At 69.9% G+C, this 16,171-nt stretch carries 20 protein-coding genes; 3 read left to right on the top strand and 17 right to left on the bottom strand.

What is annotated here, in order from left to right; all coding sequences use genetic code 11:
* Positions 1-235: 235 nt before the first annotated feature.
* Genes PUR53_RS32590 through PUR53_RS32580 form a run of 3 tightly spaced genes read left to right on the top strand, consistent with a single transcriptional unit; the run spans position 236 to position 1,878 of the window.
* A complete protein-coding gene (locus tag PUR53_RS32590) occupies positions 236-493 on the top strand; it encodes a hypothetical protein (protein WP_210525015.1) in 258 nt (85 codons plus the stop codon).
* Complete coding sequence (locus PUR53_RS32585; protein ID WP_319687061.1) at positions 468-1,001, top strand: DUF6879 family protein; 534 nt, start codon at positions 468-470, stop codon at positions 999-1,001. Before PUR53_RS32590 ends, PUR53_RS32585 begins: the two co-directional genes overlap by 26 nt.
* Before the next feature lie 25 nt (positions 1,002-1,026).
* Positions 1,027-1,878, top strand: coding sequence for a helix-turn-helix domain-containing protein (locus tag PUR53_RS32580; RefSeq protein ID WP_329910635.1), 852 nt, complete (start codon positions 1,027-1,029; stop codon positions 1,876-1,878).
* 67 nt (positions 1,879-1,945) lie between these two features.
* Here PUR53_RS32580 and PUR53_RS32575 read toward each other — a convergent pair whose 3' ends face one another.
* The 17 genes from PUR53_RS32575 to PUR53_RS32495 form a co-directional block, all read right to left on the bottom strand.
* A complete protein-coding gene (locus PUR53_RS32575) occupies positions 1,946-2,563 on the bottom strand; it encodes a collagen-like protein (protein ID WP_329910634.1) in 618 nt (205 codons plus the stop codon).
* A gap of 1 nt (position 2,564) precedes the next feature.
* Positions 2,565-2,873: a hypothetical protein gene (locus tag PUR53_RS32570; protein ID WP_329910632.1), complete on the bottom strand. Its 309-nt coding sequence runs from the start codon at positions 2,871-2,873 to the stop codon at positions 2,565-2,567.
* A 16-nt stretch (positions 2,874-2,889) separates the two neighbouring features.
* A complete protein-coding gene (locus PUR53_RS32565; RefSeq protein WP_329910631.1) occupies positions 2,890-3,117 on the bottom strand; it encodes a holin in 228 nt (75 codons plus the stop codon).
* 9 nt (positions 3,118-3,126) lie between these two features.
* Entirely contained in the window at positions 3,127-3,864 is a 738-nt protein-coding gene (locus PUR53_RS32560) for a LysM peptidoglycan-binding domain-containing protein (RefSeq protein ID WP_329910630.1), read from the bottom strand.
* A gap of 74 nt (positions 3,865-3,938) precedes the next feature.
* Positions 3,939-4,469 (bottom strand): hypothetical protein, encoded by a 531-nt coding sequence (locus tag PUR53_RS32555; protein ID WP_329910629.1) that lies wholly within the window; start codon positions 4,467-4,469, stop codon positions 3,939-3,941.
* A 9-nt stretch (positions 4,470-4,478) separates the two neighbouring features.
* Entirely contained in the window at positions 4,479-7,205 is a 2,727-nt protein-coding gene (locus tag PUR53_RS32550) for an alkaline phosphatase D family protein (RefSeq protein ID WP_329910627.1), read from the bottom strand.
* A gap of 3 nt (positions 7,206-7,208) precedes the next feature.
* A complete protein-coding gene (locus PUR53_RS32545) occupies positions 7,209-8,594 on the bottom strand; it encodes a hypothetical protein (RefSeq protein ID WP_329910626.1) in 1,386 nt (461 codons plus the stop codon).
* A gap of 15 nt (positions 8,595-8,609) precedes the next feature.
* Complete coding sequence (locus tag PUR53_RS32540; RefSeq protein ID WP_329910625.1) at positions 8,610-10,886, bottom strand: phage tail tape measure protein; 2,277 nt, start codon at positions 10,884-10,886, stop codon at positions 8,610-8,612.
* 158 nt (positions 10,887-11,044) lie between these two features.
* Positions 11,045-11,434: a hypothetical protein gene (locus PUR53_RS32535; protein WP_329910624.1), complete on the bottom strand. Its 390-nt coding sequence runs from the start codon at positions 11,432-11,434 to the stop codon at positions 11,045-11,047.
* A gap of 23 nt (positions 11,435-11,457) precedes the next feature.
* Positions 11,458-11,979, bottom strand: coding sequence for a hypothetical protein (locus tag PUR53_RS32530; protein WP_329910622.1), 522 nt, complete (start codon positions 11,977-11,979; stop codon positions 11,458-11,460).
* Positions 11,979-12,389, bottom strand: coding sequence for a hypothetical protein (locus PUR53_RS32525; protein WP_329910621.1), 411 nt, complete (start codon positions 12,387-12,389; stop codon positions 11,979-11,981). The genes PUR53_RS32530 and PUR53_RS32525 overlap by 1 nt, the downstream gene beginning before the upstream one ends.
* Before the next feature lie 61 nt (positions 12,390-12,450).
* Positions 12,451-13,185, bottom strand: coding sequence for a hypothetical protein (locus PUR53_RS32520; RefSeq protein WP_329910619.1), 735 nt, complete (start codon positions 13,183-13,185; stop codon positions 12,451-12,453).
* Position 13,186: 1 nt separating this feature from the next.
* On the bottom strand, positions 13,187-13,384 hold the full coding sequence (locus PUR53_RS32515; RefSeq protein ID WP_329910618.1) for a hypothetical protein: 198 nt from the start codon (positions 13,382-13,384) through the stop codon (positions 13,187-13,189).
* Entirely contained in the window at positions 13,384-13,833 is a 450-nt protein-coding gene (locus tag PUR53_RS32510; protein WP_329910616.1) for a hypothetical protein, read from the bottom strand. The genes PUR53_RS32515 and PUR53_RS32510 overlap by 1 nt, the downstream gene beginning before the upstream one ends.
* A gap of 8 nt (positions 13,834-13,841) precedes the next feature.
* Positions 13,842-14,444 carry a phage gp6-like head-tail connector protein gene (locus PUR53_RS32505; protein ID WP_329910615.1) on the bottom strand — a complete coding sequence of 201 codons (603 nt, stop codon included), beginning with the start codon at positions 14,442-14,444 and terminating at the stop codon, positions 13,842-13,844.
* Position 14,445: 1 nt separating this feature from the next.
* Positions 14,446-14,661, bottom strand: a complete 216-nt coding sequence (locus tag PUR53_RS32500) for a hypothetical protein (RefSeq protein ID WP_329910614.1) — start codon at positions 14,659-14,661, stop codon at positions 14,446-14,448.
* Positions 14,662-14,734: 73 nt separating this feature from the next.
* Positions 14,735-16,123 (bottom strand): phage major capsid protein, encoded by a 1,389-nt coding sequence (locus PUR53_RS32495; protein WP_329910612.1) that lies wholly within the window; start codon positions 16,121-16,123, stop codon positions 14,735-14,737.
* Between the last annotated feature and the right edge of the window lie 48 nt (positions 16,124-16,171).

Below are 16,171 nucleotides of genomic sequence, written 5' to 3'. Positions count from 1 at the left end.
GGTCACGTCGGCGCTCCTCAACAGCGTTGGCCGCGCCCCGGGAGGCTGACACCTCGCCGGGGTCTTCTCGTACCTCCCGACGCTAGAAGCGCGATCCGCGCAGACGCCAGCACTGTGCACCGATGTGCGCACAGCTGCTCTGCCAGGGGCATGGCCGGATCGCGGTCTTGACCTCGTTGAGCCGTACCGCGATGTTGGTGCACATCAGCGCACACACCGACGAGTGAGGGCAGCCATGGCCTTACAGTTCATCGGCATCGACCCAGAGACCGGACAGAGCGGGTCGCCCACGGCATGGGTCGACACCGACAACGCAGACATCGTGCTCCAGAGCTACACCGCCGACGACGACACCCGGGAGCAGTGCGTGCAGAACACCGCACCCGGCCACGACAAGGGGATCCCCGACCACGAGACCGTGATCAGGATCCCCGTCCACCTCGTCCCACTTCTGAGGGAGGCCTGCGATGCCGCAGAACGAGCTGCCCTTTAACGACCTTCTGGAGGCCGCCCAGCACTCGGCGGTCCACCTGGAGATGCGCGACAGCTACGGCGTCGGCGACGAGGCGGACGACTTCCAGCACTGGAAGGCCACCGGCCAGCGCGACGCCGACCCCGACTCCGCCTACTGGGCGCCGTGGGTCGACCTGATTCAGCGAGCCACCGCTCGCGGCGTGACCGTGCGCCGGGCCCGGGTCGTGTCCGAGCCAGTCACCGAGTACATCCGGTACGAGCACGCGGGCGCCAGCGTCAACGTGTTCGCCGGTGAACAGGTCCGGTGGCTGCCGCGCAGGCAGGCGGTCGACCTCCTGCTACCCGCCTGCGATCTGTGGATCTTCGACGGCGCCAGGGTCCTGTTCAACCACTTCACCGGCGACGGTGACTGGGCGGTCCCACTGCGCGAGCTGCGCACCGAACCCGACCTCGTCAAGCAGTGCGCCGACGCCTTCGAAGCGGTCTGGGAACGCGCCATCCCCCACGACCAGTACGAGATCCACTGACAGGAAGCACCGGACAGGCCAGCTCATGCCCATCTCTCCGTCGTCCTCGGCCCAGGCCGCTCGCGAAAGCGTGGCCGGCCAGCTCCGCGCGATCCGCAAGGACGCCGGCCTGACGGTCGTCGAGCTGGCCCGCCGGTGCGACTGGCACCACGCCAAGACATCCCGCATCGAGAACGCCAAGACGCCACCCTCGCCCACCGACATCCGCCGCTGGTGCCAGGCCTGCCGGACCCCCGAGCGCGCTGCGGATCTGATCGCAGCATCGCTCAACGCGGAGTCCATGTATACGGAATGGCGGCGACGCACCCGGATGGGCCTGAGGCAGCTCCAGGACAGCTACGTGCAGCTGTTCCGCTCGACGAGCTTGTTCCGGATCTACTCGCCCACCCTCGTCCCCGGGCTTCTCCAGACGGAGGGCTACAGCCGCGCCCTGCTCAGTAGCAACGCGCATCTCCTCGGCATCCCGGACGACGCGAAGGCCGCCGCGGCGGCCCGCGTCGAGCGGTCCAAGGTGATCCACGAACCTGGGCGCCGGTTCGTCCTGGTCATTGAGGAGGGCGTCCTCCGCTACCAGCTGGGAGACCAGGACACCATGGCGGCTCAGCTCGGATACCTGCTGACCGCCGGGGCCCTTCCGTCCGTGTCGCTGGGCATCATCCCCAGCTCCGCCCCGCAACGCGCCCTGTGGCCGCAGGAGCTGTTTCACGTCTACGACGACAACCTTGTGTCCGTCGAGCTGCTCTCTGCCCAGGTCAACATCACTCAGCCCTCCGAGGTTGCCCTGTACCTGAAGGCGTTCGAGCAGCTGCGCGGGATGGCCGTGTACGGGGCCGATGCGCGCGCCCTGATCCTGAAGGCCATCGAAGCACTGCACTGACCCCGGGCATGACGAAGCGCCCCCTGCCGCGGCCGCTGAGGCCGAGGCAGGGGGCGATGTCGTGGGGCTATGGGTACTGGCGGCGGGTGGGATCGAGGGCGGCGAGCGGGTTGTTGCCGTTGCCAGGCTCGTCGGGTGGTGGGGCGCCGTCGCGGCGGCAGATGAGAGCGTCGGGGTCGTTGGCCGGCGCCTGGAGGGTGTAGCCGTCCGGGCAGGTCTGCCCGTCCTCTCCGTCGCTTCCGTCTTCCCCGGGCTCGCCTGCGGGTCCGGCGGGTCCCGGCTCGCCTTGGGGTCCTGGCGGTCCTGCCGGGCCGGTCACGGACTCGCCGTCCTGTCCCGGTTCCCCCGGCTGTCCGGCGGCCCCAGGGGTGCCGTCCTCGCCGTCTTCCCCAGGCTTGCCCGTGGCGCTCACCCCTGACGGGCCTTGCGGTCCAGGTGGACCAGAGGGACCAGGCGGGCCGGTCACCGAGGCGCCCGGCTCGCCCCGGGAACCCGGGGGCCCAGCGACAGGTTTCCCCCCGAGCTGCTGCACCTGCGAAGCGAGCGCGTCCCGGGCCTCGTTCGCCGTGCGCAGATCGTGCGCCAGCTGGGAGGTCTGCCACCAGATGTACGCCACCAGCAGGGCCAGCAGCCCGCCCAGCAGCAGGGCGACCGGATCGCGGCGGGGCACTCTGTGCGCACTCACGTCACGAGCCTCCCTTGTTGGCGTTGTACAGCTGGATCGCCAGGAGCAGCACAGGGACGACGAGGCTGAAGAAGATCAAGCGGCGGTCCGTCTGCCGCTGCCGGTCCTTCTCCTCGACCTGCTGCTCCAGCTTCGCCACCCGGCCGACGAGGGCAGTGTGTCGCTCGTCCTGGGCCTGCTGGCCGAGGCGGAGGATCTCCGCGTCGACCTTCTGGTTGACGAGCCCGACGACTCCGTGAATGTCCTCCTTCAGGTCCTGGCGGACGTCGTCCAGGCGGCGGACTACTTCACCGGTCGTCGGGTCGGCCACGTGCGGCTCCGATCAGTCAGGCGTCCGAGCGCGGGGTGTGCGGCGCGGCCCAGCCGCCGATCGCCGCGGCGGCCGCGGGCAGCATCGCGAGGACGAACGGCTCCAGCGCGTCCGGCATGCTGCTGATGATCGACGGGTCGTCGGTGACGGCGCCGACGATCGCGAGACCGGCGACGCCCACCAGGTAGGTGAGTGCGGTCGCGAGCTTGACCTTCTTCTCGATGGGGGCGGAGGGAGATGCCATGGTGCTACCTCACTTCTTGGGGAGCTTCAGGGTCTGGCCCGGCGAGATGTCGTCGGGGTTCTTCAGGGCGTTGAGGTCGGCGATCTCGCGCCACCGGTTTCCGTCGCCCAGCTTCGAGGCGGCGATCGACCACAGGGTGTCGCCCGCGCGCACGGTGTACGTCGCGGTCGGCTTCAGCCGCTCGGCGATCCGGCCGCGCATCGACGCCATGCTGAAGCCGCGGGGGTCGACCTTCCCGGGCTGCCACTCCAGGTGGCCGATGACAGAGCGCTGGTTCCAGCCGTGGTGGCGGCAGATCGCCGCCGACACGCGCTCGATCGCTTGGAGCTGCGCCTCCGGCCAGGGGTCTTTGCCGTCGCCGAGGTTCTCGCACTCGAAGCCGTAGAAGTGCCGGTTGCCGTCGGTGTTCGCCTCGTTGTCGGCGGGCAGGACAGTCTCGTCGGTGACGGCCCGCAGGACGTCGTCGTCGCCAAGGCCGGCGTGGTTGGCTCGGCCGTAGCCGACAAGGTGCACGCGGCCGTCCTTGGTGATGACGCCGTGGCACAGCGGGCCGGGCAGGCCGGTGTAGCCCTTGCGGCAGATCTCCACCGTGCGGGCCGAGCCCGACGTCACCGTGTGGTGGATCATCACGCCGTGCACGGGCCCCCACGGGCCGACGTGGTTGCGGTTGTGGTCCTCCCAGTCGCCGACCTCGACGACGGTCACGCCCTCGGCGCGCAGCACCGCAGCGAACTTGGCAGGAGTCATGGGTGGCGCCATCGGGCCTCCAGGTATGAGAAACGCCCCGGCCAGTGGGCTCGGGGCGGTGTGGGTGGGCGGGGTCAGCCGATGCGGATGTAGACCATCCGGGTCTGGTTGCCGCCGCGAAGGATCGCCTGGTTGGCGTGGGACGTGGCCTGTGCGAACTGCATCGTCACCGTGCTGTTCGTGCCGTCCGTGGTGAAGGTGCCGCTGTCGTAGGCGCTGTGGAAACCGGCTGGCGGGGACGTCGAGTCCGAGCCGCCCGCCAACCTGCCCGTCGTGTTCGCGGGCCGGCGGAAGTTCACCGACTGAGGCGAGTTGACGGTGGTGCCGGCGCCTGGGTTGGAGATGGACTGGGTGAACGAACAGAAGGTGGCTCCGGCGGCGAGCCAGCTCCAGCGGATGCCGTTGTTGACGGTTGCCGAGTAGCTGAGCCAGAGCCAGTACATGTAGGTCGCGTTCGGCTCCGGCGTGAACGTGATCTCGGTGTTGATGACCGTGGTCGACGACGTCACCACCTGGTCGTTCTCCTGCTGCACGAGCTTGGGGTGCCGGGCGTTCAGGTCGTCCGCGAGCAGGATCTGACCCGCGAACCACTGAGGGATGGACACTCATGCCTCCTACAGGGCGACGGGTGCGGGCCGGGCGAGCGAGACCGAGGTGTCGGCCGCGTGCGACTTCTCGATGGTGTTGATGCTGCGGGTGACGGTGGCCCGCTGCGGGGTGATGACTTCGAACCGGTCGAAGCGGCACACCGGGGAGACGTTGGTGTTGCCGGAGAACGCCGAGGCGGTGCATCCGATCTGCCCGGTGGCGATTGGGCTGCTGGTGACGGTCTGGTCGCAGTGCCATGCGGGCGGCTCGGCGGTGCCGGTGCGCCACACGCGGGCCAGGATCCGGTGCCCGATCAGGCGGGCCCGGAGCTCGAACTCCTGGCCCGCGGTGTAGGTGTGGGGCAGCGCCACCGTGCTGCCGATCTGGGTGCTGCCGCGGGTGACGGAGACGGACAGAGCACCTGAGAGCCCGAAGTGGATCCGGGCCCGGTAGAAGTCGTTGGTGCCCGTGTACCGCATAAGGATCCCCGGGACGATGCTGTCGCCGGTGGCGACCTGGCTGACGGACAGCCGGGCCCGGATCTCGCAGTCCGCGATGCTGCCCGGCAGGGTCTGCAGGCGGATGGTCGCCGGTGTGGACGGCAGGCTGACCAAGCCGCGTGATCCGTCCACGCTGCGTTCCGACGCCGTGCCGGCGACCAGGGTCCACGCCTGCCCGCCGTCCGAGGTCCCCCAGGATCCCGCGCCGACAGTGCGGGTGTAGGAGTCGTAGGCGAACGGGGCCAGGGCGGTGGCGCGGACTACCTCGCCGCCCAGCTTCAGGTCGACCGGGAACTGGGTGGCCTTGAGGTTGGGGGCGTCGGCCAGACCCGCCGAGATGATCCACGGCGCGCGGTCGAACATCCCGTTGGCCGGGGTGTGGACGAGCAGCTCGGTGTCGTTGTCGTCGACGGCGTTCACCAGGTGGCTGCCGCTGGTGTCGCATCGGTTGGGCTGGTCCGGGCCCGCGCTCGCTGCGCTCGCGGTGGTCTGCGCCACCAGCCACGGGGTGCCGGGGCTGGCGTTGAGCCGCATGTCCCAGTCGTTGGGGTGGCCGATCGGCTCGGTGCCGCCCTCGGCGATCAGCTCGATCGTCCCGGGCGCGAGCCAGTCGGGCGGGTTGGCGATGGTGACCCGGTCGCCGAGGGTCAGGCCCGTCAGGTCCTCGGCGAGATCGGGGTTGGCGGCCAGGTCGACGCGCACCATGGGGTAGCGGTCCTCGTCGACGGTCGACAGGAAGACCCGCCAGGAGGCCTGGTCGGGCAGCTGGGCATCGGTGGCGACGTTCACCTCGATGCCCTCGTCGTAGACGCCCACGCCGTCCGCGTCCTCGGCCGGGTCGTTGACGTTCTGCGGACCCTCCAGCTTGGAGTACGTGTACTCGCCGCCGTCCGTCCTCCTGGCCGTGATCTCGTTGCGCAGCTTCTGGTCGTCGTCGGTCGGCTCGAACGGATCCGAGATGTGGCCGGCGGCGTAGTCCAGGGCGAACACGCGGCTGCTGGCCTGGAGGTAGGCGGTGTGACTCATCATCACGGTGCCGTCGCGGTATCCGGTCCCGGTCAGGGCGATCGTGTGGCCGTTGTCCTGGACGCGCATGGTGCCGTACTGGCGGCGGCCGGAGACGGAGCCGATGTCGTAGTCGGTCTCTGACGTCGACCAGGCCCCGGCGTCCATGCCCGCGAACATGAACATCGGGAAGCGGCCGTGCGGGTTGCGCGGGCCGGAGCAGATCGACAGGGCGTGCATGTCGGCGGTCATCAGGGCCATGCGGTCGAGCCAGCCGAGGTCACCGAACATCTGCACCATCTCGGCCCGCTCGTACAGAAATTCGGACCAGGTGTCCTCGCCGCCGACCCAGCGCGACGGTGTCTGCCACACCAGGGCCTCGGCGCCGTCGTCGCGGGCGGTGGACAGGAGGTTTTCCATCCACGTCTTCTGAGCGGTGCCGAGCAGCGTCTTGGCGGGGGTGGTCGGGTCGCTGTTCGGGTCGCGTGCGGAGCGGACGTCGGAGGCGATGTAGAGGACACGGCCGACCATCCAGCTCTGGTAGATCGCGGATGCGGAAGGGAGGGTGTAGTGCGGCACCCACTCGCGGTAGACCGTGTTGGCGGCCGCGTTGGACGCGCTGGTGCGGTTGCTGTTGTTGGCCCCGAAGTCGTGGTCGTCCCACACATAGGTCGAGGCGACCGAGCGGAAGAACTGTGACTGCCGGGCAGCCGGGCTGATGAAGCCGCCGAAGTTCATGTTCTCGAAGTAGGCGGTGCGGAACAGGGCCGGGTCGTTGGTGGCGATGTTCTTGTAGTGCAGGTCCCCCAGGTGGGAGAACCACAGCCACTGCTCGGCGGCGGCCTGGACGCGCATGGTGTCGAACACCGGGGAGTTGGACACGCCGCTGGCGATGTAGCCGTCGTAGCCGTCGCCGGTCAGGCCCGCGTCGCCGGCCGCCCCGAAGATGTACGAGCAGCGCTCACCGGCCGGCGCGGGGTGGGTGAGGAAGTGCGCCTTGTAGGAGACGTTCAGGGCGCCGTCGTTGACGACGACCCAGTACCGGGTGCCCGGGTCGAGGCCGGTGACGTTCCACACGATGACGTTGTCGGCGCCAGGAGCGGTGGGGCCGAGCGTCACCGCGCCGGTCATGGCCTCGTTGTCGGCGACCAGGAGCGTGCTGGCGGTGGCCGACGTGAGCCGGGCCTTGACGACCGCGCTGGTGTCGGTGGTCGCGCCGGTCCACACAGACGACACATCGAACGGCATCGCTCACACCCCCTGGTTGTACTTCGACCGTCTGGTCCGGTAGGCCAGGCCCGCGGTGTCCCGGGACTCGTAGACCACGCCGCCGTCGACGTCGACCGCAGACTGCACCAGGTCGAGGAACGCCCCCGGTTTCTGCGGGCCCATGGCGAGGGTCTGATCCAGGTTGCCGTTCACCATCAGCGGCACGCCCTGCTCCGCGCACAGCCGCTCGATCCGCCGCCCCGCGAGTTCGCGGTCGTAGCCGCCTGCGGCCCTCCAGGTGTCGACGGCCCTGGGGGCGTCGGTGCCCCAGTAGGTGATGTGCCCGATCGTCATCGGGTCGGCCAGGGAGGCGAAGGCGCCCCACCGGTAGCGGAAGCGGGCCACGGCCCGATGGGGGATCGCGTAGGTACCGCTGGCGGCCGTCACGCCGTCGATGACGAGCGTCCAGTTGGTCGAGGAGCCGTTGGCCGCCGTGGTCAGGCGGATCATGTGCAGGGACTCGTCGAAGATCCCCGGGCTGGCGACCGTGGTGAGGATGGCGAGAGACGAGGTCGTCTCGCCCGCCGACAGCACAGACAGCACGAGGGTGTTGGCGGTGCGGTTGGACTCGATGATCCAGCCGACGAGGGGGTCGGCGTCGGTGCCGGCGCCGGTGTCGAAGATGGTGAAGTCGTCCGGCGTGCTGCCGGGCCCGGACCGGTAGTGGTCGGCCGTCCACCCCGTCAGCACCACCGGCGGAACCTTCACGGTCAGGGTGCCTTCGGTGTTCGCGGGCAGCTGCACCGACGGCTCTAGCCACGGCGCCAGCGATCCCTTCCCCCAGTCGGGCTGCCCCTGGTAGAAGGAGCCGGCGCTGCCGATGGCCCGGACCGGCTGCCCGCCGACGGCGACTTCGGACCCCTCGCGGGCCCGCTCGCCGTCGGTGAGCGGCCAGTACCGGATCGGCGCCTGGGTGGAGATGTGGCGGCGCAGCGCGTCCTTCAGCGCCTTGGTGCCCTGGATCAGGCGGCGCTTGATGCCGGTCGCGGTGACGGTGGTGTGCACGTCGTTCCCGGACAGGTCCCACTTCGTGGGCCAGCTGGTGATGTAGCCCTCGAACCGGCCGACGACCGTACCGGCCGGGGTGGTGAGGTCGATGGCCACCAGCGTGCTCAGGCCCAGCAGCCCGAAGAGATCACTGCGGGGGTTGCGCCGGGAGTACCGGCCGAGGATCCCGGGCGCCGCCACGCTGTGCCCGTTGTTCAGGGTGAGCGGGCAGCGCGTCGGGTCGGCGGTCGATGCCCAGTCCTGGCGGCCCCACACGATCGCGATGCGGTCGCGGTTGTAGACGTCGGCGGTGATGTCCACCCACGTGCCGCCCAGGAACAGCGAGATGACGACGACGAGCGGGGTCTGAGGGAACACCACGACCGATCATCCTCCTTACGGGGTGCCGAACGCCGCCTGGACGTTGCCGCCGCCGACGTCGACGACGATGGCGCGGATGACCTTGGTGAGAGCGTCGTTGCCGTCGACGACGATGCGGACGGTGGTCTGCCCGGCGGCGGACGCGGCGAGCGGGGCCACGCCCGTACCGGCGGCGGGCTTGGCGGGCATCGCCAGGTCGGGGTCGACCAGGCTGCGCATCGTGTCGTCCAGCACGCCGCGGTTGTCCTCGGCGCCCTCGGCGATTCCCGGTGGCAGCCAGTGGCCGACCGCGTCGGCCATCAGCTTCGAGGGGGAGCCGATGTCCAGGAAGGAGGTGGCGGCGCCGACCACGTTGTCGGTGACGAAATCGCCGACCTGATCCCAGAGCCAGCCGCCGAGTGAGGAGATGCCGTTCCACAGGCCGGTTACCACGTCGCGGCCCTTGCTGTAGAGCAGGCTGCCGGTGTTGCCGACCGCGGCGACGGTCCGGCCCGGGAGCCGTCCCACCCAGCCGATGAACTCTGTGGCCTTGGTCGCGGATGCATCCTTGAAGCGCTGCCACCCGCCGCTGGCCGAGCTCGCAAGTCTGCTGCCGAGGGAGGACAGAGCGGTCACCGCCCGGCCCGGCAGCGCCTGCACGGTGCCGGTCCAGGAGTCCCACTGGCGGCCGACCGGCCCGGAGATGTACCGGCTCCACAGCCCGCCGAACCAGGTCCCGATGGCCAGGCCCAGCACGGTGAAGGTTTCGCCCGCCTCGCCCGCCTTGCTGCTGACCCAGCCGGTGAAGGCGTCCCACCACTGGGGCACGTTCTCGACCAGGCCGGTCACCAGCTTGGAGACGAACCCGGCCATCACCAGGAACGCGGTCGCGCCGAGCGCCGTGGCGACGAGCAGCGGCAGCGCGACCAGCGCCATGACCAGGGCCCCGGCAATCACAGCGATCTTGAAGACTTGCGCGGGGTTGGACATGGCGTAGTCGGCCATCTTCTGGCCGAAGCTGACCAGCGCCTCGACCGCCTTCGGCGCCAACTCGACCGCCTTCTCCACCAGCCGCTGCCCCAGCGTCTGGAAGAAGTTCACGATCCGGTCGGCCCCCGTGGCGCCGCCCTTACCGGCCTCCTCCCAGATACTGCCGAACACGTCCTGGAACTCGGCCTTGAAGTCGATGACGCCGGGGATCACGGTGCCGCCGAGGAAGTCCACGAGGTTCTGCTGCATGCCCCGCTTGAAGGACTCCACCGCGTGGGCGGGACTTTCGCTCATCGTCTTGGCGACCTTCTCTGTCGCCCCCTCGACCTCACCGAGGGCCTGCACGGCATGCGAGGGATCGATGGCCATCAGCGTGTTCTGCATGGCCGCGCCCTCTTCGCCGAACAGCGCGGCCACGATGGCGTCCTGCTTGATCGGGTCCTTCAGGTTGCGGATGGAGTCCAGCAGCTCATCCAGGGCCTTGTTCGCCGCCGGGCCGCCGGAGGTCAGATCGGTGGTCATCTGCGCCGCGTCCAGGTGCAGGTCCTCGAAGGTCTGGGCGAGGTCGTCGCCGCCGGCGGACACGTTGCCCACGAGTTCCTCGAACAGGCCGATCACACTGTCGGCGGACTCCGCGCCCGCCTCCATGCCCTGCACGATCAGACCGGTGGCCTGCTCGCCGGTGAAACCAAACGTCTGCAGGTTGTCGGCGCCCCCGATGAGGGTGTCGAGGAAGTCGTCCGCCCGGTTGGCGCCCCTCTGCATACCAGCGGTGATGATGTCGAACGCCTCGTCGGCGTCCTTGGCCAGACCCGTCTTGATGAGCTGCCCGGCCGCTGCGGTGGTCGGGCCGACCTCCTGGTCGAACGTCTCGGCCAGTGCCAGCGCCTTGGTGGTCAGCCCCTCCAGGCCGCCCTCCGCCTGCGAGGTGTCGCCGATGTTCTGGTAGACACCGCGGATCGCCATGTTGACGGTCTCGACGGAGTCACCCCACGCGTCCTCGTAGACGCTCGCCGACACCTTCGACAGCTCCGCGGCCTCGGCCGGACCGACGCCGAGCTGTGCGGCCAGCTTGCTGGAGAGCCGGGACTGGTCCAGCGCCTCGGCGAACCCCGCGGCCACGACGGCGCCGACGGCGACCATGGCGGTGGCGACGCCGGCCTTCAGCGTCTCGCCGAACCCGGCGCCCGCCGTGGCGCCGCTCTGCTCGACGTCGGCCGCCATCGCCTCCGACTCGTCCTGCACGGTCTCCCGCGCATCGCGCATGCCCTCGCCCGTGTCGTTCCGGGCAGACAGGGCGAACACGAGACTGGTGTCCGACACGAGGCCCCCTCTCTACCGCTTGGCCTTGGCAGCGATCTGCTGCATCTGCTGCTCGTAGTCCTCAAGCCATTTGAGGTAGTGGTCCTCCTGCTCGACCGTGAGCAGGTCCCACTGCCAGGCCTGGATGCCGAGCAGGTGGGCGGCGTTGCCGAGCTGCCTCAGACGGCGAAGGGCAGCCGGGCTTTTCCCTCGTCGTCCGGCGCCGTGTCGCGCTGCTGGAGCATGCCCTCGATCATGGCCTCGTCGCCGCCCTTCTCCTGCAGCCGGGCCACCGCGAGGTCGATCTCACCCTTGGTCATCTCGACGGTGAGTTCGTCCCACAGGAAGTCGACGTCCTCGTAGCGGGTCGTGGGGTGCTGCCGCTTGAGCAGGACGTGCAGCAGCGCCCGCCGGCATAGCGAGTTGCCCCGCAGCACGCCCATGGCGAAGGTGCCGAAGGCCATGCCGGTGCGCTTCTCCAGCGCCTCGCGCTCGGCCGACATCAGCTTGTTCGGGTTGTAGTCGAAGACCTGCGTGTCGCCGTCTTCCGGGGAGTATGTGACCTTCAAGGTGACCGCCTTTGCGGGGGAGTTCAGGTGGACCGCGACGCGATCCGGTTGACCATGTCGGCCAGGGCCGACTTCACGGCGTGCTCGTAGGTGTTGCGCTGGCCCTCGAAGGCGTGGTCGAACCACTTCGTCTTGCCGTGCTGCTGCACCCACTGCTCGCGGTTGCCGTAGACCGGGTGCCGCCAGCCGGACGCGCGGTTGGTGCGCTTGGGCGCGTTGGGGAAGTTCCGCAGGTTCTTCGTCTTGAAGGCCTTGATCTTCGCGCCGGGGAACTTGCCGGAGATGCGTACCTCGGGGCGGATCTTCCGGGCGATCGACGACTTCAGCGCCGGGCCGTCGTGCGGGGTCGCGGAGCCCATCGACATGATGCTGCTCTTCGCCCTGACGGCACCGGGCTTGAGAGCCTCTCGCATGTTGCGGGTCAGCTCACGCCGCAGCTCCTTACCGTCCTCCTCGGCGCGTAGCGCGTTGGAGATGTTCCGCAGGTTCTGCGGCGTGAGCCGCAGGTTGAGCGATCCGTTGGAGCCGCGGCCGCTGCCGGCCATCAGGCGGTCGCCCGGACCACGGCCCCCGAGGTCGGGAAGCCCTGGCTGACGGTGGCCTCGTCACCGATCGACCCGGTCAGCGGCGACCAGCCGTTGATCAGGATGTTCCCGGTGTACTTCGGGTTGGACGTGCCGACCGCGGCCTGGTCGGCGCGCACCTCGAAGGGGACGACCTGGCCAAGCAGCGGCCACATGATCGAGTCGAGCTTGGTGGCGGCGAAGTCCTGGAGGAACTCGCACCCCAGCTCACCGGACTTGAGGCCGCCCAGCACGACCTTCCAGCCGAGACTGGTGTAGGTCGTGACGTCCTTCTCTTCGACCTCGACCGTGAGTTCGGCCTTGCGGGTGTGCTCGCTCACGACGTTGGCGTTGATGGACAGGTACTCGGCGAGCAGGACCATGGTGGGCATGACGGGCCCTCCTTTCAGGGCATGACGAAGGGCCCGCGCGCGGGCCGGGAAGGTGGGCCGGCTACTGGATGCCGAGCGCGTCCACGAACATGAAGGACGGCGCGGTACCGGAGATCGTCCACGCCATGCGCCACCACGTATCCGTGATCGCGGTGCCGTCGGTGCGCAGGATCTGCCCGCCCACCGCCGTCGCCGCGGCGAACGTGAGCCGGGTGGTGGGCGCGGCGAACGTGTTGTCCACGGACGACTCAACGCGCGCCGTGATGGACGGCGTGGTGCCCGCCACCGACAGCACGTGCAGGCTGGCGTACAGCCGCTTGCCCGCCGCGACCGCCCCCAGCTCCAGGCCTGTGCCTGTGCCGGTCGCGGTGCGGGCGGTGCCGGGCGGGTGAGCGAACTGCCCGCGCGCCACCGGCCACGCCGACTTGGCGGTGCCGGTCCACGGGGCGACCTCGCCGACGGCGTCGCCCAGCTTGTAGTCGGAGCGCAGGGCGTTGGTGAGGTAGGCCAGGCTGCCGACGGTGGCCGCGTTGTTCGCGCTGATCGACCAGGGGCCGACTCCGCCGAGCTGCGACCACGAGGCGTCGTCGACCTTGGATGGGTCTCCCGCCTCCCACTGCCCCTCGCCGGAGATCTCCGCCGAGGCGAGGCCGCCGATGGTCTCCTTCCAGCCGTTCGAGGCGTAGTTCGTGCGGTCCTTGGACTCGACCTCCGCCGAGATCTCGACCTTGTTGCTGACGCCAGTCAGGTCGACGCCGACGGCGAAGCACCGGACGTTGGTCAGGATCGTCGCCACGTCACCCGCCCCCCTCGTCCTGCGACTTGGTACGCCGCTTCGGCTTCGGCTCGGGGGCGGTGACTTCCTCGGCGACACCGGACGCGACGAGGTGCGCGGCCTGCGCCGTGGGCAGGTCGATCTCCTCGCCCTCGTCCGGCCACGGCACCCCGTCGAGCATGGCGCCGGCGGGCTGTTGCTGGGTGATGCGGATCTTCATCAGATGTCTCCCGGTCCGATGACCTTGATGACCAGTTCGGCGCCGACGTAGGTGGTGCCCTCGTGCTCGTACCAGCGGTAGCCCTGCACGCGTTGCAGGTGGAGGTCGTCGGCGAGACCGCCCAGAGCCATCTCGCCGGGCGCCCCCCGCGCGACCTCGATCGCCGCCTTGAGCGAGGCCGGACCGGAGCCCGAAAGAAGACCGTCGAGAATCTTCTGCGAGGTCCGGTCGTCCGCCCGGCCGACCAGGGCCCGGCAGGTGAACAGCAGCTCATCGAGCTTGCGGCCCATGGCCTTGTCGTAGGTGACCTCGACCTCGGCCACGAAGAAGCACGGGGCGGCGACCGAGTCAGGCACGTAGCCGGTGCACGTCAGCTTCCCCGTGCCGTCGGGCAGGACCACGGTGCGGGCCGCGTCCGCGATGGCGTACCGGATGGGGGAGATCTGCACAGTGCCTCCTATCCGAAGCCGGGAAGGATGAACGGTTCGAGCAGGTTCCACACGTCGGGGTCCCGGCGGGACAGCCGGACCACGCCCCACTCGGCCGAACCCAGCACGCCCTCCGGCGAGTTCTTCCGCTTGTAGAGGCGGGAGGCCAGGAGGTACGAGGCCTCGGTGATGTCGGGCGGTTCGGCTGGCCAGCCGAAGCGGGTGGTGACTCGTACACGGCTGGTGCTTCCGCGCGACCAGGTGCCGTTCGGCAGGAGCAGCCCGGTGACCGGCTTGCCGTCGGCGAGCGCGTTGTCCGGCGTCGTCTCGTACCCGGTGACAGCAGTCCACGGACCAGCGGCCGGGCCAGTCTCGACGACCAGCCCAGAGACGCTGCCGATGTCGTCGACCAGGAACAGATCCCCGTCCGGCTCGCGCACCACGCGCCCGCTCGGGCGGTAGACGCGCGCGACCGGAGCAGGGTCCAGCCAGAAGCGGCGCCCGCACGTCTTGTCGATGCTGCGGGACGAGGCGGACAGCGCACTCATCAGGTCCGCGTCCTGGCTGGTGTCGCTGGCCTCCAGCCCTACCCGCCGCCGCAGCGTAGCCAGGTTGCCGTATTCGTTGGCCACGTCAGGTCGTCTCGGTGCCGCGCTGGCGACGCTGCTTCGGCGGCGTCGACCGACTCGACTCCTCCGACTTCACCGCGGCCGGCGCCTGGTGGCCGCGCAGCTTGAGCTGTTCGTCGACCTGGGCGACCCGGTCGTCCATGCCGCGCTGCACGTAGCCCTCGCGCTCCCGCAGGAGGGCGGCGACCATCGGGTCCTCGGTCTGCGATTCGTCGGTCATTGCTTCGCTCCTGCCGTGGGGTCGAACGCGCAGGGCCCGCCGGAGTCGAGGCGGGCCCTGCGCGAGAGTGGGATCAGACGCCGGTGAACGTCGGCGTGATGAGGCCGGTGCCCGCGATCTTCCGGGCGTGCGGCTGACGCTGGAAGGTGAAGGCGTAGTAGCCGTACACCACCATCAGGACGCCGAGGTTGGCGGCCTTGGGCTGCTCGGCGCGGATGTAGACCGGGGCGTCGGGGTCCTCCCACAGGTGGCACTCCTGCCGGTCCACGAGGTAGATCTCGTCCTCGTTGGTACCGGCCCCGAGGTTCGTCGCGATGTTGTTGTCGACGATGACCGGGGTGCCGTTGGGCAGGATGCCGCGCACGCCGCGCCCGTAGGCCTCGGCGTAGTTCGCGCCGAGGGTCTGCGCCACGACACCCGGCTGAGTGATCAGCGGGTACGAACTGCCCATGGCGTTCTGCATCCAGTACCAGCGCCGGGAGTGCATGACGGCGAGGTTGTCGCCGGACGCCTGGTCCAGCAGCGCGGCCTCGACGCCCGACAGCCCTTCGATGACCTTGGGGTACAGCTCAGCCGTGGTCGGTGTGGCGTCCGTGTAGGCCACGGACGTGGCCACGTTCGTCAGGCCCACCGACGCCACGTTCAGGATGGTGTTGTCGAGGCGGCTGCCGTAGGCGCGGAACAGGTCGTCGAGGATGACGTCCTCGACGCCGGCGCCCCGCTCGATGGACTGGCGGGACGCGGTCTGCTGGCCCGCCGCGGTGCGGACCGGGATGGACAGCGCCGTGTCGTCCATGTCCTGCTCGGCGACCGCGTCGTTCTGGTTCGCCTGGTTGTCGACGCTGGACCCGGTGGTGATCCGGGAGATCTCCACCGTCATGCCCGTGGGAGGCAGCGTGTGCCGTCGGCACGCGTCCGCGAACGGCCGGTTCGCCCGGGCCAGCGGCGCGTACATGTCGGTGAGGTACTGCGGGATGACCAGCCCGGCGAACGCGCCGGTCCCCACCGCACGGATCTGCTGCCCGCGCTCGGCGCGCTCCTCCTGCATGTGCCGGGCCAGACGGGCCTGCGCCTCGTAGTCGCCGAGGAACGCCGCCCGGACGTCGAACTGGAAAGCCGCCCCGCGCCGGTCCTGGTCGGGCCGGTAGGTCCGCTCCTCCTGCCCGACTCGGGCAACCTGGTCATACGCCGGGGCCCGGGAGGCGCCCGGGACGGTGCGAGCGGACAGGGCCGCGATCTCGTCCTCGCGGGCCTGCTCCGCCTCCAACTGGTCAAGCGCCTCCTGGCGGCGGGTGACCTCGGCGTCCGCCGCGTCGCGGGTGGCGACCCGCGCGGCGACCGCTTCCTCGGTCAGGTTCTCGTCGGAGCGCAGCGCCATCAGCGCGTCCTGCTCCTGCTGTCGTGCAGCGATCGCCGTGTCCAGCGCGGTGCGCGCCTGGGCGATCAGCTCGGCGAGAGTCATCTCGTCGGTCCTCTCAGTCGAAATTGCCAGGGCGCCCAGGTCCAGACA

The organism is Streptomyces sp. SP18BB07 (assembly GCF_036322545.1).
GTDB classification, from domain to species: Bacteria; Actinomycetota; Actinomycetes; order Streptomycetales; family Streptomycetaceae; genus Streptomyces; species Streptomyces deccanensis.
Note: the sequence above shows the minus strand (reverse complement) of the source record. Positions and strands in the feature narration are given on the sequence as shown.

What these genes read in the sequence shown, in the direction of transcription:
- PUR53_RS32590 (WP_210525015.1), top strand. Translation starts at nt 236, where the DNA reads ATGGCCTTACAGTTCATCGGCATCGACCCAGAGACCGGACAGAGCGGG.
- PUR53_RS32585 (WP_319687061.1), top strand. Translation starts at nt 468, where the DNA reads ATGCCGCAGAACGAGCTGCCCTTTAACGACCTTCTGGAGGCCGCCCAG.
- PUR53_RS32530 (WP_329910622.1), bottom strand. Translation starts at nt 11,979, where the DNA reads ATGGCCGGCAGCGGCCGCGGCTCCAACGGATCGCTCAACCTGCGGCTC.
- PUR53_RS32560 (WP_329910630.1), bottom strand. Translation starts at nt 3,864, where the DNA reads ATGACTCCTGCCAAGTTCGCTGCGGTGCTGCGCGCCGAGGGCGTGACC.
- PUR53_RS32565 (WP_329910631.1), bottom strand. Translation starts at nt 3,117, where the DNA reads ATGGCATCTCCCTCCGCCCCCATCGAGAAGAAGGTCAAGCTCGCGACC.
- PUR53_RS32525 (WP_329910621.1), bottom strand. Translation starts at nt 12,389, where the DNA reads ATGCCCACCATGGTCCTGCTCGCCGAGTACCTGTCCATCAACGCCAAC.
- PUR53_RS32580 (WP_329910635.1), top strand. Translation starts at nt 1,027, where the DNA reads ATGCCCATCTCTCCGTCGTCCTCGGCCCAGGCCGCTCGCGAAAGCGTG.
- PUR53_RS32495 (WP_329910612.1), bottom strand. Translation starts at nt 16,123, where the DNA reads ATGACTCTCGCCGAGCTGATCGCCCAGGCGCGCACCGCGCTGGACACG.
- PUR53_RS32500 (WP_329910614.1), bottom strand. Translation starts at nt 14,661, where the DNA reads ATGACCGACGAATCGCAGACCGAGGACCCGATGGTCGCCGCCCTCCTG.
- PUR53_RS32550 (WP_329910627.1), bottom strand. Translation starts at nt 7,205, where the DNA reads ATGCCGTTCGATGTGTCGTCTGTGTGGACCGGCGCGACCACCGACACC.
- PUR53_RS32515 (WP_329910618.1), bottom strand. Translation starts at nt 13,384, where the DNA reads ATGAAGATCCGCATCACCCAGCAACAGCCCGCCGGCGCCATGCTCGAC.